This is a genomic window from Duganella sp. 1224 (genome assembly GCF_013408245.1).
Lineage (GTDB): Bacteria > Pseudomonadota > Gammaproteobacteria > Burkholderiales > Burkholderiaceae_D > Rugamonas.
On record NZ_JACBYS010000009.1, the window covers coordinates 128,510 to 143,768 of the forward strand.

13 protein-coding genes and 1 riboswitch are annotated in these 15,259 nt (G+C 68.0%); of the genes, 11 read left to right on the forward strand and 2 right to left on the reverse strand.

Annotated features, from left to right (window positions below; all coding sequences use genetic code 11):
* Positions 1 to 6: 6 nt before the first annotated feature.
* On the reverse strand, positions 7 to 471 hold the full coding sequence (locus tag FHW58_RS25555; RefSeq protein WP_179676004.1) for a (2Fe-2S)-binding protein: 465 nt from the start codon (positions 469 to 471) through the stop codon (positions 7 to 9).
* 84 nt (positions 472 to 555) lie between these two features.
* Here FHW58_RS25555 and FHW58_RS25560 point away from each other — a divergent pair, with 84 nt between their 5' ends.
* The gene (locus FHW58_RS25560) at positions 556 to 1,374 is read left to right on the forward strand and encodes a crotonase/enoyl-CoA hydratase family protein (RefSeq protein WP_218892881.1); all 819 of its coding nucleotides are present in this window, start codon (positions 556 to 558) and stop codon (positions 1,372 to 1,374) included.
* Here FHW58_RS25560 and FHW58_RS25565 read toward each other — a convergent pair.
* On the reverse strand, positions 1,364 to 4,450 hold the full coding sequence (locus FHW58_RS25565; RefSeq protein WP_179676005.1) for a ligand-binding sensor domain-containing diguanylate cyclase: 3,087 nt from the start codon (positions 4,448 to 4,450) through the stop codon (positions 1,364 to 1,366). The two genes, FHW58_RS25560 and FHW58_RS25565, sit on opposite strands and share 11 nt — an antisense overlap.
* Positions 4,451 to 4,541: 91 nt before the next feature.
* A riboswitch (TPP riboswitch) is annotated at positions 4,542 to 4,644 on the forward strand.
* 67 nt (positions 4,645 to 4,711) lie between these two features.
* Between FHW58_RS25565 and thiC the strand changes: the two genes are divergently transcribed.
* From thiC to FHW58_RS25620, 10 genes are all read left to right on the forward strand, one after another.
* Positions 4,712 to 6,595, forward strand: a complete 1,884-nt coding sequence (gene thiC, locus FHW58_RS25570) for a phosphomethylpyrimidine synthase ThiC (RefSeq protein ID WP_179676006.1) — start codon at positions 4,712 to 4,714, stop codon at positions 6,593 to 6,595.
* A gap of 3 nt (positions 6,596 to 6,598) precedes the next feature.
* On the forward strand, positions 6,599 to 6,802 hold the full coding sequence (gene thiS, locus FHW58_RS25575; protein WP_179676007.1) for a sulfur carrier protein ThiS: 204 nt from the start codon (positions 6,599 to 6,601) through the stop codon (positions 6,800 to 6,802).
* 117 nt (positions 6,803 to 6,919) lie between these two features.
* Positions 6,920 to 7,699: a thiazole synthase gene (locus tag FHW58_RS25580; RefSeq protein WP_179676008.1), complete on the forward strand. Its 780-nt coding sequence runs from the start codon at positions 6,920 to 6,922 to the stop codon at positions 7,697 to 7,699.
* On the forward strand, positions 7,696 to 8,691 hold the full coding sequence (locus FHW58_RS27665; protein WP_229265492.1) for a hydroxymethylpyrimidine/phosphomethylpyrimidine kinase: 996 nt from the start codon (positions 7,696 to 7,698) through the stop codon (positions 8,689 to 8,691). The genes FHW58_RS25580 and FHW58_RS27665 overlap by 4 nt, the downstream gene beginning before the upstream one ends.
* A gap of 15 nt (positions 8,692 to 8,706) precedes the next feature.
* On the forward strand, positions 8,707 to 9,324 hold the full coding sequence (thiE, locus tag FHW58_RS25595) for a thiamine phosphate synthase (RefSeq protein WP_179676009.1): 618 nt from the start codon (positions 8,707 to 8,709) through the stop codon (positions 9,322 to 9,324).
* Positions 9,325 to 9,394: 70 nt separating this feature from the next.
* Positions 9,395 to 10,027 carry an ANTAR domain-containing response regulator gene (locus FHW58_RS25600; protein ID WP_179676010.1) on the forward strand — a complete coding sequence of 211 codons (633 nt, stop codon included), beginning with the start codon at positions 9,395 to 9,397 and terminating at the stop codon, positions 10,025 to 10,027.
* A 205-nt stretch (positions 10,028 to 10,232) separates the two neighbouring features.
* The gene (locus FHW58_RS25605) at positions 10,233 to 10,685 is read left to right on the forward strand and encodes a response regulator (RefSeq protein WP_179676011.1); all 453 of its coding nucleotides are present in this window, start codon (positions 10,233 to 10,235) and stop codon (positions 10,683 to 10,685) included.
* A gap of 101 nt (positions 10,686 to 10,786) precedes the next feature.
* Positions 10,787 to 11,719 (forward strand): Gfo/Idh/MocA family protein, encoded by a 933-nt coding sequence (locus FHW58_RS25610; protein WP_179676012.1) that lies wholly within the window; start codon positions 10,787 to 10,789, stop codon positions 11,717 to 11,719.
* A gap of 37 nt (positions 11,720 to 11,756) precedes the next feature.
* Positions 11,757 to 12,863, forward strand: a complete 1,107-nt coding sequence (locus FHW58_RS25615; RefSeq protein WP_179676013.1) for an S-(hydroxymethyl)glutathione dehydrogenase/class III alcohol dehydrogenase — start codon at positions 11,757 to 11,759, stop codon at positions 12,861 to 12,863.
* A 125-nt stretch (positions 12,864 to 12,988) separates the two neighbouring features.
* Entirely contained in the window at positions 12,989 to 15,256 is a 2,268-nt protein-coding gene (locus FHW58_RS25620; protein ID WP_179676014.1) for a M56 family metallopeptidase, read from the forward strand.
* Positions 15,257 to 15,259: the final 3 nt, after the last annotated feature.

Genomic DNA, 15,259 nt, shown 5'->3' on the forward strand with positions numbered 1-15,259 from the left:
CTCTCCTCAGGCCTTGCGCATGTCGGCGGCGGCGGTCTTGATGGCGGCGCGGATGCGGTTGTAGGTGCCACAGCGGCAGATGTTGCCGCTCATGGCGTTGTCGATGTCGGCGTCGCTGGGATTCTTGTTGGTGCGCAGCAGCGCGGCCGCGCTCATCAACTGGCCGGACTGGCAGTAGCCGCATTGCGGCACATCGTGCGCGATCCAGGCTTTTTGCAGCGGGTGGGAATTGTCCTTGGACAGCGACTCGATGGTGGCCACCTGCTTGCCGGCCACCGCCGATACCGGCGTCTGGCAGGAACGGATCGGTTCGCCGTCGAGGTGGACGGTGCAGGCGCCGCACAGCGCCATGCCGCAACCGAACTTGGTGCCGGTCAGGCCGATCTCGTCGCGGATCACCCACAGCAGCGGGGTGTCCGGTTCGGCCTGCGCCTGCACCGCTTTGCCGTTAAGCTTGAACTGTGTTGCCATGTCATTCTCCTCGTTATTATCGGAATATATGCATGCCGCGAAGAACAATATATCGTATTTCAATGACAAAAAAAGGAGACTTGCATGATTCCAACACTTGAAGCCGTCAGCCTGGACGTCGACGGCGCCATCGCCACCGTCCGCCTCCACCGCCCGGACAAGCTGAACGCAATGAACCTTGCCATGTGGCACGATCTGCGCGCGGCCTTTCGCCATATCGACCAGACGCCGGCCATCCGCGTCGCCATCCTGGAGGGCGAGGGCAAGGCCTTTACCGCCGGCATCGACCTGCAGATGATGCTGGGCGTCGGCGCCCAGGTGCGTGATGCGTGCGATGGCCGCACGCGCGAAAACCTGCGTCGCGTGATCCTCGATTTGCAGGACACGCTGAGCAGCCTGGAGCGCTGCCGCAAGCCGGTGCTGGCGGCCGTGCACGGCGCCTGTGTCGGCGGCGGCATCGACCTGATCTGCTGCGCCGACATGCGCTACTGTTCGGCCGACGCCTGGTTCACCATCAAGGAAATCGACATCGGCATGGTGGCCGACGTCGGCACGCTGCAACGGCTGCCGCGCCTGGTCGGCGAGGGCATCACGCGCGAGCTGGCCTACACCGCGCGCAAGTTCGACGCTGCCGAGGCCAGGGAGATGCGGCTGGTCAACCGCGTGTTCGACACGCCGGAGGCCTTGCGCGCCGGCGTGCGCGCGATGGCCGAGCAGATCGCCGCCAGGTCGCCGCTGGCGGTGCGCGGTGTCAAGGAAATGATCAGCTATGCGCGCGACCACTCGGTCGCCGACGGCCTCAACTACGTGGCCACGTGGAACGCCGCCATGCTGCTGTCGGCCGACCTGCAAACGGCCATGACGGCCGCCATGAGCGAGACCGCGCCGGTGTTCAGGGACTGAGATGCCAGGTGTTGCGGCCGGCGGCCTTGGCGGCGTACAGCGCCAGGTCGGCGCGCTTGTACAGTTGTTCGTGGCTGTCGCCGTCGCGGTAGATGGCGGCGCCGATGCTGGCGCTGATTTGGATGACGGCGTCGCCGTGCGGCAGCGGCGCGGCCAGGTTGGCCAGGATGCGCGCGCACACCGGCGCCAGCGCGGCGCTGTCGGCGGGCTGGCTCAGCAGCACGGCGAACTCGTCGCCGCCCAGGCGGAACGCCCGGTCGGCCTCGCGCACGGCCGCGCGCAGGCGCTCGGCGGTGGCCGCCAGCAGGGCGTCGCCGGCGTCGTGGCCGTGGGTGTCGTTGACCGGCTTGAAGTGGTCGAGGTCGACCAGCAGCAGCGCGCAGGCGCCGCCGCCGCGCTCGCCCTGCGCCACCAGCCGCCGCAGGTCGTCGGTGAACAGGCGGCGGTTGGCCAGGCCGGTCAGCGGATCGCCGTAGGCCAGCGTCTCCAGCTGCGCCTGGGTGGCGCGCAGCTCGGCGGTGCGGGCCTCGACCATCGCCTCCAGTTCGCGCTGGCGGCGCCGCAGGTAGGCGGTGCGCGCCTGGATCAGGCCGGCGCCGGCGGCCAGTGCCAGCGCCACCATCGCCACCCGCGCCAGCGGCTGCTGGTGCCAGGCCGGCAGCACCCGCACCGGCACCTCCAGCGCCTCGGCCCAGTCGCCGTTGCGGTTGGAGCCGCGCAGCTGCAGCACGTAGTCGCCCGGCGGCAGGTTGTTGTAGCTGGCGCGGCGCGAGCTGGCCTCGGTCTGCACCCAGTGATGATCGAAGCCCTTGAGCTGGTAGGTGTAGCGGTTGCGCTCCGGCGCCGAGTAGTCGAGCGCGGCGAATTCCACCGAGAAACCGCGCTCGCGGGCGGCGGTGCTCACGGTCAGCGGCGGCGCCTTGGCGCCCAGGCCGGCGTTGTAGGGGCCGACCGGGATTTCCTTGTCGTTCAGCAGGATGCGGGTGACCGCCATCGGCGGCTGGTAGTGCCAGCCGCTCAGCGCCTGCGGCCGCACCACCGTCAGGCCGGACAGGCCGCCGAACACCAGTTCGCCGGCGCCGGTGACGGCGCCGGAGTTGGCCCAGTAGGTGCCGACCTGCACCCCCTCGCCGGGGCCGAGCGGCAGGATCGCCAGCGTGCGCGGATCGATGCGCGCCAGGCCGGCGTCGGTGCTGGCCCAGACCATGCCCTGCTGGTCCTGCAGCAGCTTGTTGGCGCCGCTGTCGGGCAGGCCCTGGCGGATGCCGAGGCGCCGGAAGCGGCGCCGGCCGTCGGCGTCGGTGCGCTCCAGGATGACGATGCCGGTGCCGAAGTTGGACAGCCACAGCCGGCCCTGGCGGTCGATCAGCAGCGACGACACATAGCCGGGCGGCAGCCGGTCCGGCGTGCTCAGATCGGTCGGGATCACCTCCACCGCGTCCGGCGCCAGCCGCGCCAGCCCGGTGCGGGTGCCGACCCAGACGTCGTCGCCGGCCGCCAGCACGGTGGTCACGCGCGGATCGCCCAGGCTTTTGCCTTCGTGGCGCAGCAGCCGCAGCGGGCCGTCGGCCGGCAGCTCGAACCCCCACAGGCCGTCCATGCCGCCCATCCACAGCGTGCGGCCGCGAATGGCCAGCGCCCAGACCTCCTCCTCGTCGCGCGGCGGCAGCGTGATGTGGCGCGCGCGGCTTTGGCCGGCGTCGATGCGGAACAGGCCGTGCTGGGTGCCCAGATAGGTTTCGCCGTCGGGGCCGGCGACGCTGGTCAGCACGCGGCCCGGCGGCAGGCCGGCGTTGGCCGCCAGTTGGCCGCTGTAGCCGTGGTGGGGATCGATCAGCTCGACGCCGCCGCTGATCATGCTCAGCCACAGCTTGCCGTCGGCCGCGTCCATCACGCTGGTCACGCTCAGCTGGCCGCCGCGGCCGGGCGCCAGGTGGCGGATGGTGGCCACCGCGGGCGGCTGCGGCGCGTGCTGGCTGATGCCGACCATGTTGGCGGTGTAGATGATGCCGCTGCGTTCGCGGAACATGGCCAGCACGTCGTTGTCGGCCAGGCTGTCCGGCGTGTCGCTGCGGTGGCGGATGCGGCGCGTGCTATGGCGCGCCACGTCGAGGATGACGATGCCGCCGGTGCCGCCGTCGGTGCCGAACCAGATTTCTCCAGGCGCCGCCTCAACGATGGACGAGATCCGTTCGTTGTGCAGCGTCGGCTGCGGACCGCTCTCGGCCACCGCCGTGGCGGCGGCGGCGCCGGGCGCCAGCACGAAGGCGCCGTTGTTGCGGCTGCCGATCCACAGACGACCGGCGCTGTCGTGCAGCAGGCTGTTGATCGGCAGGCCGGCTTTGCCGCCCAGCGGGATGGCTTGCGCCGGCTGGTCGCGGCGCAGGCGGAACAGGCCGCGCCGGGTGCCGGCCCACAGCGCGCCGTCGGCGTCGCGCAGCAGCGCGTCGATGCCGCTGTCGGGCAGCGTGGCGGCGCCATAGGCGTCGCCCAGGCGGGTGAAGCGGCCGTCGGCGCCCAGATGGTCAAGCCCGCTGCCGGTGGCGATCCACAGGCCGCCCTGACCGTCGTCGGCCATGGCCGCCACGCGCGGGTCGCGAAGGCCGGTCGGGCTGGCGCGGTAGCGGACGAACTTGTCGCGCCCGGCGTCGTAACGGGCCAGGCCGCCGGAGTTCATGCCGGCCCACAGCCGGCCCTGGCTGTCGAGATGCAGGCTGATGATGTAGTTGTCCGGCAGCGCGTCCTCGCGCGCGTCGGCCACGTATTTGAGCGGGCGGTTGCCATCCCAGCGCACCAGCCCGGCCTGGGTGCCGATCCACAGGAAGCCGTGGCGGTCCTGGGCGAAGCATAGCCCGCTGCCGAGGTCGGCGTGCACGGTGTGCTTGAACGAGGTGTGGCTCATGCCGGCCCAGCGCTCGGCCTGTGCGGCGGTCGCGGCCGATTCGGCGCGCGCCGGCGCAAGCGGACTCAGCAGGCTCAGCAGGCTCAGCAGGCTCAGCATCAGGCACAGCGTGGCGGCGACGCGCGCGCGGCGCGCCAGGAGGGCGGGGGAGGGATCGGCATTGCTTTGTAGCATGAGAGCACTATACCTGAGTGCCGGCCCGCGCTTGTCGGATTTTTGCCACTTTGCGCGCAAGGCGTTTATAATCGACGCGCTGCCGCGAGGCGGCGAACGCTAGGGGTCCTGCGCCGGTTGTATGGCGCGGGTGAGAAATACCCTCCGAACCTGATCTGGATAATGCCAGCGAAGGGAAGCTCAGGATGTACGCGCGCACCCATGGTGCGGGTTGCCGTCCCACCTCCTTTGCTGGCTCCTGTAGCCCAACAAAGGAGCCAAATGAACGCCCATCTCAAATTCGTGTCCGCCACCGCCACGGTGGACCAGGCCGCGATACAGCCACTTCCCAACTCCCGCAAGATTTACGTGCAAGGCAGCCGCGCCGACCTGCGCGTGCCGATGCGCGAGATCGCCCAGGCCGACACGCCGGCCTCGTTCGGCGCCGAGGTCAATCCGCCGGTGTATGTCTACGACACTTCCGGCCCGTACACCGATCCCGATGCGACGATCGACATCCGTTCCGGCCTGGCGGCGACGCCGCGCCTGCCGTGGATACTGGAGCGCGGCGACACCGAGGCGCTGGACGGCCCGACGTCCGAATATGGCCAGGCGCGCCTGGCCGATCCGGCGCTGGCGGAGCTGCGCTTCAATCTGCACCGCCAGCCGCGCCGCGCGCGCGCTGGCCGCAACGTCACGCAGATGCACTATGCGCGCCAGGGCATCATCACGCCGGAGATGGAATTCGTCGCCATCCGCGAGAACCTGCGCCGCCAGCAGTACATCGCCAGCCTGAAGGCATCCGGTCCCAATGGCCAGCGGCTGGCGGAGCTGATGGGGCGCCAGCATCCGGGCCAGGCGTATGGCGCCAGTATTCCGGCCGAGATCACGCCGGCGTTTGTGCGCGACGAGATCGCGCGCGGCCGCGCCATCATCCCGGCCAACATCAACCACCCGGAGGTGGAGCCGATGATCATCGGCCGTAACTTCCTGGTCAAGATCAACGCCAACATCGGCAACTCGGCGGTGACCTCGTCGATCGGCGAGGAGGTGGAGAAGATGACGTGGTCGATCCGCTGGGGCGGCGACACGGTGATGGATCTGTCGACCGGCAAGCATATCCACGAAACGCGCGAGTGGATCATCCGTAATTCGCCGGTCCCCATCGGCACCGTGCCGATTTACCAGGCGCTGGAGAAGGTCAACGGCAAGGCCGAGGACCTGACCTGGGAGATTTTCCGCGACACGCTGATCGAGCAGGCGGAGCAGGGCGTCGATTACTTCACCATCCACGCCGGCGTGCTGCTGCGCTACGTGCCGATGACGGCCAAACGCATGACGGGCATCGTCTCGCGCGGCGGCTCGATCATGGCCAAGTGGTGCCTGGCGCATCACAAGGAGTCCTTCCTGTACACGCACTTTGAAGAGATCTGCGAGATCATGAAGGCGTATGACGTGTCCTTCTCGCTGGGCGATGGCCTGCGGCCGGGCTCCATCTATGACGCCAACGACGAGGCGCAACTGAGCGAGTTGCGCACGCTGGGCGAGCTGACGCAGATCGCCTGGAAGCATGATGTGCAGGTGATGATCGAAGGTCCGGGCCATGTGCCGATGCAGCTCATCAAGGAGAACATGGACCTGCAACTGGAACAGTGTCACGAGGCGCCGTTCTATACCCTCGGGCCGTTGACCACCGATATCGCGCCGGGCTATGACCACATCACCTCCGGCATCGGCGCCGCGCAGATCGGCTGGTATGGTACGGCCATGCTGTGCTATGTGACGCCGAAGGAGCATCTTGGCCTGCCGGACAAGAACGATGTCAAGGACGGCATCATCACCTACAAGATCGCCGCGCACGCGGCGGATCTGGCCAAGGGCCATCCGGGCGCGCAGATCCGCGATAACGCCCTGTCCAAGGCGCGCTTCGAGTTCCGCTGGGAGGACCAGTTCAATCTGGGCCTGGACCCGGACAAGGCGCGCGAATTCCACGATGAGACCTTGCCGAAGGATTCGGCCAAGGTGGCGCATTTCTGTTCGATGTGCGGTCCGCATTTCTGCTCGATGAAGATCACGCAGGAGGTGCGCGCGTATGCGGAGGATGGCATGCAGGTCAAGGCGGTGGAGTTCATGAAGAACGGCGCCGAGTTGTACAGCAAGGCCTGAATCATGATCGAGATTGAATTGAACGGTGCGCCGCACATGGTGCCGGAGCGGCAGACGCTGGATCAGCTGATCGCGGCGCTGGCGCTGGGCGGGCAGGCGCTGGCGCTGGCGGTCAATCGCGATGTGGTGCCGCGTCAGCAGTGGCCGCAGCGCGTGCTGCTGGCGCGGGACAAGGTGGATATCGTGCGCGCGATTGGCGGCGGTTGATTTTTCTTTCACCCCGCACGGCCAGGCGGGGTCTGACCCCGTACGGGGTCAGACCCCTAAGTGGTGACGCTGGTGTCGTGGCAAAAGCGTGCGGGGTGGATTTTTTGAGGATATGTGATGAACGATTTTTTGACGATTGCGGGCAAACAGTATCAATCGCGCCTGCTGGTGGGGAGCGGCAAGTACAAGGATCTGCAGCAAACCCGCGAGGCGACCGACGCCGCCGAGGCGGAAATTATCACGGTGGCGATCCGCCGCGTGAACATCGGCCAGGACCCGAAGGCGCCGTCGCTGCTGGACGTGCTGCCGCCGTCGCGCTACACCATCCTGCCGAATACCGCGGGCTGCTACAACGCGCAGGACGCCATCTACACGCTGCAGATGGCGCGCGAGCTGCTGAACGGCCACAAGCTGGTGAAGCTGGAGGTGCTGGGCGATGAAAAGACCCTGTTCCCCAATATGCCGGAAACGCTGCTCGCCGCGCGCGAGCTGGTCAAGGATGGCTTCGACGTGATGGTCTACTGCAGCGACGATCCCATTCAGGCGCGCATGCTGGAGGATGCCGGTTGCGTGGCGGTGATGCCGCTGGCGTCGCTGATCGGCTCCGGCATGGGCATCCTGAATCCATGGAACCTGTCGCTGATCATCGAGCAGGCCAAGGTGCCGGTGCTGGTGGATGCCGGCGTCGGCACCGCGTCCGACGCGGCGATTGCGATGGAGCTGGGCTGCGACGGGGTGCTGATGAACACCGCCATCGCCGGTGCGCGCGATCCGGTGCGCATGGCGCGCGCCATGAAGCTGGGCGTGCAGGCGGGGCGCGAGGCCTATCTGGCCGGGCGCATTGCGCGCAAGTTCGCGGCGTCGCCGTCATCGCCGATGGCGGGCCGGCTGGCATGACGGTGGTCGAGTCGCGGCCGTGCGTGCTGGTGTTTGCCGGACTCGATCCGTCCGGCGGCGCCGGGCTGACGGCGGACGCGCACGCCATCGCCGGGCAGGGCGCGCACGCGCTCACGGTGTGCACGGCGTTGACGGTGCAGGACAATGACCGCGTCTACGGCGTGCAGCCGGTGGACGCGGAACTGGTGCTGCGCCAGGCGCGGGTCCTGGCGGACAAGGTGGCCATCAGCGCGGTCAAGATCGGCATCACCGGCAGCGCCGCCAACGCGCGGGCGATCGCGGAGTTCATCGCCTGGCTGCGCGAGCGGCAAGCGATGGCCCACGCGCCGCCGGGTGCGGCACCGGCTGGTCTGCTGCCTGCATTGGCCGCGCCAGATCTACCCGTGGTGCTGGACCCGGTGCTGGCCAGCGGCCACGGCGACCTGCTGTCGCGCGACGACGCGGCGCAGGCGCTGGCGCCGCTACTGCCGCTGACCACCGTGCTGACGCCCAACGGCCCCGAAGCGCAAGCGCTCTCCGACGCCACGCGGCCAGACGCCCAGGCGCATGCCCTGCGCGCGCGCGGCTGCCGCCACGTCCTGATCACCGGCGGCCACGGCGACGGCGACGAAGTCGTCAACCGCTGGTACGCCCCCGGCCCCCCCACCGCCCGCGCGACAGCCACCGCCGGCCACGCCACAGCCCACGACGGCCCGCCCGCGCGCGTCAGCCTCACCACCGCTGCCGCCCACGGCGACCAGCCCGCGCGCGCCGGCCTCGCCATTACCGCCGCGCCGTCCGCCAGCGATGGCGGCTGCCACCGCGAATGGCGCTGGCCGCGCATTGATGGCGCTTTTCACGGCAGCGGCTGCACCCTGGCCTCGGCCATCGCCGCACAACTGGCGCTCGGCCTGCCGACCGCCATCGCGCTGGAGCACGCCCAGCACTACGTCTACCACGCGCTGCGTGACGCCTACGCCATCGCTCCCGGCCAGCGCATCCCCTTACGTTAAACGAGAGACACCACCATGCAAGGACTCTACCTGGTCACCCCCAACTGGAACGACACTGACCGCCTGCTGCACGCCAGCGAGCTGGCCATGCGCGCCGTCCCCATCGCCCTGCTGCAATACCGCCACAAGGAAGCCGCCCCCGCGCAGCGCGCCGAGCAGGCCGCCGCGCTGCTGGCGCTGTGCCGCCGCCACAACGTCCCGTTCATCGTCAACGACGTCGTCGACCTGTGCGCGCAACTGGACGCCGACGGCGTCCACCTCGGCGGCACCGACGATGAAGTGGCGGCCGTCCGCGCCCGCCTCGGCGCCGGCAAGCTGATCGGCGCCTCGTGCTACGGCGACCTGCCGCGCGCGCTGCACGCCCAGGACGCCGGCGCCAGCTACGTGGCGTTCGGCGGCTTCTACCCGTCGCGCGTCAAGCAATACGCGGTCACCACGCCGCCCGCCATCCTCGACCAGGCGCGCGCGCAACTGCGCGTGCCCACCGTGGTCATCGGCGGCATGACGCCCGCCAACGCCGCGCCGCTGGTGGCCCGCGGCGCCCACATGGTGGCGGCCATCAGCAGCATCTATCAAGCTGAAAGTGTGGCTGAAGCCGCGACCCGCTTCCACGCGCTTTTCGCTCAGCAATAAAACGCTTGAAGTGTGGACGGCTTTCGGCTTTATAATGGGATCGTTACATTAGCCCGAGGTAGCCGCCCCTATGCCGTTAACTTCCACCACCTCCAAGCGTCTGATCCTCATCGTCGACGACGACCCTCTGCTGCTGGACTTCCTCGGTGAAGTCCTGAGCCATGCCGGCTACGACGTCGCCAAGGCGTCCTCCGCCGAACAAGCCCTGCAAGCGATCGCCCAGCGCGAGCCCGACCTGGCCCTGCTGGACATCCACATGCCCGGCATGAACGGCCTGGAACTGGCCAAGCAGCTGCACGCGACCAGTTCGGTGCCGTTCATGTTCCTGTCCGGCCGCGGCGACGCCGACGCCGGCAAGCAGGCCGCCTCGTACGGCGCGGTCGGCTTCCTGGTCAAGCCGGTCGACGAGAAGCAGCTGATGCCGGCCTTCGCCGCCGGCCTGGCGCGCGCCGACGAGATCCGCCAGCTGCGCCGCACCGAGCTCAATCTGAACGCCGCGCTGGCCGCCGGCCGCGAAACCAGCCTGGCCGTGGGCCTGCTGATGTGCAAGTTCCAGACCGACCGCAACACCGCCTTCGAGGTGCTGCGCGACCACGCGCGCTCCAACCGGCGCAAGGTCAACGAGGTGGCGGACCAGCTGCTGGCAGCCGAGGAAACCCTCAACAGCTTGCATGCCGCATTCAACAACCGTCTGAAAAAGTAAACGCCTCGGGCAATTTTTCTTGCCCCGAGGCATTTTTGTTGTACACTATGGGCTGAGCGGCGGATCACGCATCCGCCCGCCTCAGCAGCGACCGGGCCTCAATCTGCGCCTGTCGCCCCCACTGGCCGCCTGCACCCTGCGCCACACCCGAATCCTTCGGCCCAACTCCGCCGAGCTTGCAAACAGCTTTACTGCGGAGACAGCCATGACCAACGACCACCCTACGGGCACCTATCGTCCGTTCACCGAAGAAACCGGCGGCGCCATCGGTTTTTCCATCTTTGCCACCGCGCCGCGCGTGCTGCACGTCGACAGCGACCACGACGCCGCGCTGGTGCTGGCCGCGTTGCTGGTGCCGGAAACCCAGGTGACCCACGTGCCGACCCTGGCCGCCGCCCAGGCGCTGCTGCAACAGGAGAAGTTCGCGCTGGTGGTGCTGGACCCGGACCTGCCGGACGGCGACGGCGCCGACCTGCTGGCCGACGTGCGCGCCTTCCAGTCCGACGCCCGGGTGCTGGTCTACTCGGCGCGCCACCCGGAGCAGCACAACGCCGGCAGCGCCTTCCTGCCCAAGCCGTGGACCTCGCCGCGCCAGCTGTGGCGCACCGTGTCCGACCTGCTGGGCATCGGCCCTGCGATGCCGGTTGAACCGCAATAATCGCGTTATTGATAATAAATACAGGGTGACGGCTGTCTGACCTTGTTGCGTGGCTGGCGTCGGTGATAGGCTGCCGGATCCACTCAATCAGGACTACACAGATGACGTCACCCATCAAACTCGCCATCGTTGGCGTGGGCAAGATCGTTTACGATCAGCACTTGCCGGCCATCACCGCCCAGGCCGCCGACTACGCGCTGGTCGCGACGGCCAGCCGCAACAACACCATCGACAACGTCCCCAGCTTCCCCAGCATCGAGGCCATGCTGGACGCCTGTCCGGACATCGCGGCGGTTTCGCTGTGCATGCCGCCGCAGTACCGCTACGCCGCCGCGCGCAAGGCGCTGGCCGCCGGCAAGCACGTGTTCCTGGAAAAGCCGCCTGGCGCCACGCTGTCGGAAGTGGCCGACCTGGAAGCCTTCGCCGCCGCCCAAGGCGTGACCCTGTTCGCCAGCTGGCACTCGCGCTACGCGCCCGGCGTGCAGCCGGCCAAGGCCCACCTGGCCGCCCACGCGCCCACCGCCATGCACGTGATCTGGAAAGAAGACGTGCGCCAGTGGCACCCGAACCAGGACTGGATCTGGCAGGCCGGCGGCCTGGGCGTGTTCGATCCCGGCATCAACGCGCTGTCGATCGTCACCGAGATCCTGCCCTCGGCCGTGTTCCTGAGCAAGGCCGCGCTGGAATTCCCGGCAAACCGCGACGCCCCGATTGCCGCCGACCTGCACTTCCAGGACGCCGACGGCGTCAAGGTGCACGCCGAGTTCGACTGGCGCCAGACCGGCAAGCAGAGCTGGGACATCGTCGTCACCACCGCCAGCGGCGAGGTCAAGCTGGCCGACGGTGGCGCGCGCCTGTGGATCAACGGCGCCGAGCAGACGCTGGACGAGGAAGCCGAATACCCGTCGCTGTACCAGCGCTTCGCGCAACTGGTCCGGGCCGGCAAGTCCGACGTGGACGTGGCGCCGCTGCGCCACGTGGCAGACGCCTTCATGCTGGGCCAGCGCAAAGTGGTGGACGCGTTCCACGATTGATTTGTTATCATGCTGTTCCCACGCGAAAGGAACATTCATGAAAACCAAAGCAGCCGTTGCATGGCAAGCGGGCAAACCCCTGACGATTGAAGAAGTCGAACTGGGCGGCCCGCGCGAAGGCGAGGTGCTGGTGGAAATCAAGGCCACCGGCATCTGCCATACCGATTACTACACCCTGTCCGGCGCCGATCCGGAAGGGATTTTCCCGGCCATCCTCGGCCACGAGGGCGCGGGCGTGGTGGTGGACGTCGGTCCCGGCGTCAAGTCGCTGAAGAAGGACGACCACGTCATTCCGCTGTACACGCCGGAATGCCGCCAGTGCAAATTCTGCCTGTCGCAGAAAACCAATCTGTGCCAGTCGATCCGCGCCACCCAGGGCAAGGGCCTGATGCCGGACGCCACCAGCCGCTTCTCGCTGGACGGCAAGCCGATCTATCACTACATGGGCACGTCGACCTTCTCCAACTACATCGTGGTGCCGGAAATCGCGCTGGCCAAGATCCGTGAAGACGCGCCGTTCGACAAGGTGTGCTACATCGGTTGCGGCGTCACCACCGGCGTCGGCGCGGTGCTGTTCACCGCCAAGGTGGAGGCCGGCGCCAACGTGGTCGTGTTCGGCCTCGGCGGCATCGGCCTGAACGTGATCCAGGCCGCCAAAATGGTGGGCGCGGACAAGATCATCGGCGTCGACATCAACCCGGCGCGCGAGGCGATGGCGCGCAAGTTCGGCATGACCCACTTCGTCAATCCGAACCAGGTGGAAAACGTGGTCGACCACATCATCCAGCTGACCGACGGCGGCGCCGACTACAGCTTCGAGTGCGTCGGCAACACCACGCTGATGCGCCAGGCGCTGGAGTGCTGCCACAAGGGCTGGGGCAAGTCGATCATCATCGGCGTGGCGGCGGCCGGACAGGAAATCTCCACCCGTCCGTTCCAGCTGGTGACCGGCCGCGAGTGGAAGGGCTCGGCCTTCGGCGGCGCCCGCGGCCGCACCGACGTGCCGAAGATCGTTGACTGGTACATGGAAGGCAAGCTCAACATCGACGACCTGATCACCCACCGCCTGAAGCTGGACGACATCAACCAGGGCTTCGACCTGATGAAGAGCGGCGAGTCGATCCGCTCGGTGGTGCTGTACTAAAACGCTGTGCCCGGATGGATGTAGAAAAAAAGTTCTAGACTTCGCGATCTAGATAATTTATTCTACATCCATCGACTTGGAGGGCGGCATGGGTAGCTATCTCAATTTCTCGGCGGGCAGCGGCGATGAATAGCCTGCTGCCGGCCATGGTGTCCGCCGTGGGCTGGGCACTGCTGCACTTTATCTGGCAGGGACTGCTGATCGGCTGGGGCGTCACCTTGGTCATGCACCTGCTGCGCAAGGCGCGTCCGCAGACGCGCTACGCCGTGGCCTGCGGCGGCATGCTGTTGTGTGCCGCGCTGCCGTTGTCGAGCATCCTGCTCCAGCTGACTGACTGGCACGCCGCTGGCGACTTTGGCGCGGTGCAGACCGTGGCCGTGTCCGGCGCGGGCGAGGCCGGCGTGTCGCTGTTCAACGATGGCGCGCTGGACGGCGCGAAAGACCTGCTGCGCCGGCAGTTGCCGTGGATCGTCGGCCTGTGGCTGGCGGGGGCGGCGCTGATGGCGCTGCGGCTGGCCATCGGCCTCAAATGGGTGGCCGACCACACGCGGCCGGACCAATACACCAGCCATCCTTACTGGCAGCGCCGCTTGTCCGAGCTGGCGCGCCGTTTTGACATCGATTTTCACGTGCGGCTGGGCGTGGCCGAGCGGCTGGACAGCCCGATCACGGCTGGCTGCTGGAAGCCGATCGTGCTGGTGCCGGCGGCGCTGGTCACCGGCATGCCGGCCGACCTGCTGGAGGCGCTGCTGGCGCACGAGCTGGCGCACATCAAGCGGCACGACTACCTGGTCAACCTCATACAAAGCACGATTGAAATCGGGCTGTTCTATCACCCTAGTGTTTGGGCACTATCGCGCAGGATACGGATCGAGCGGGAACAAATCGCCGACGACCTGGCCGTGAGTATGCTCGGCCAGCCGCACAAGCTGGCGCAAGCCCTGTCGCAACTGGATCGATTTCAGTTCGACACAACACAACTAGCCCACGCGGCTCACGGAGGAAATCTCATGTCTCGTATCAAACGCCTGCTGCGTCCCGATGTTGAACCGGTCAGCTGGAAAATCGCCATGCCGCTGGCCGGGCTGCTGGCTGCCGGCGCCATGTTCTACGCCCATGCCGCGCCGCAACCGCCAGCGCCGCCTGCCGCCCCGGCCGCGCCCGTTGAAGCCGAACTGCCAGCCGTGCCCGACGTGGCGGACGTCCCCGCGCCGCCCGCCGCCGCAGCGGCGCCTGAAGCGCCGGAACTGGTTGCGCCGGTGGCGCCCGCCGCTCCGGCAGCACCGATGCCATCACGCGACGTGGCACCGGCGCCTGCGGCACCCGCTGCCGCGCCGGCTCCGGCCGCCGCCGCCCCGGCCGCTGCCGCAGCCCCCGCCGCAGCGCCAGCCCCCGCCGCAGCGCCAGCCCCCGCCGCAGCGCCAGCCCCCGCCGCAGCGCCAGCCCCAGCGATCGCCACAGCTCGGGTTGCCGCACCCTCTGCCGCCGCTGCACCAGCCGCAGCGGCAGCTGCTGCCGCACCAGCGCGTGCCGCCGCGTCGGCGCGTGCCATGCCGGTGCTAAGCGCGATTTCCGCCCAGGTCAGCGTAGTGGAAGATTCCGGTGTCATGCGCATCAAGAGCGACCAACTGAGCCAACACTTCCCGAAAGGCCAACGCGGCGCCTACGCCATCGTGCGCGGTGGCAGCGACCGCATGACGGTCTCGGCAGACACCGCCGACCTCCGCAAAGTAACGCAACTGCGTGCCACCATGCGCGACGATTTCCTCTGGTTCCGCGACGGCGACAAAACCTACGTGATCAAAGATCCCGCCGTGCTGGCCCGTCTGGACGAAGCGTGGACCCCGGTCAACCGCATCGGCAGCCAGATGGACGAGCAGGGCAAGAAAATCGAAGCCCAAGGCAAGGTCCTGGAAGCCATCGGCAAAGAGATGAGCGCCGCCGCCGGCGAGTACGGCCGCCGCGCCGGCCGCGAAGCCGAATCGCTGCACGAGCAGATCCGGCTACTGGCGCGTGAGCAGGAAAAAATCGGCCGTCGCATGGACCAGACCGCGCGCGAGATCGGACCGGACAGCTCCCAGGAGCAGTTGCGCGCCATGCAGGTGAAACTGGCCAGTCTGCAACAGGAAATGGCGCCGCTGCAAAAACAGATGGACGTCTACCAGCGCGAGCTGTCCAGCAAAATGGGCAGCAAGCCCGCGATGGACGACGCGATGAAAGCGCTGTCCAGGAAAATGAGCGAAGCCAGCGCGCCGATGGGCGAACTGCAAGGCCGCATGAGCGTACTCACCATGAAACACCGCGACGCCGTGCGCGACGCCGAACGCACCATGCAATCGCTGATGCAAGAGAGCTTGCAGAACGGCAAAGCCGTCCCCGCACCATCCGCTTAACCA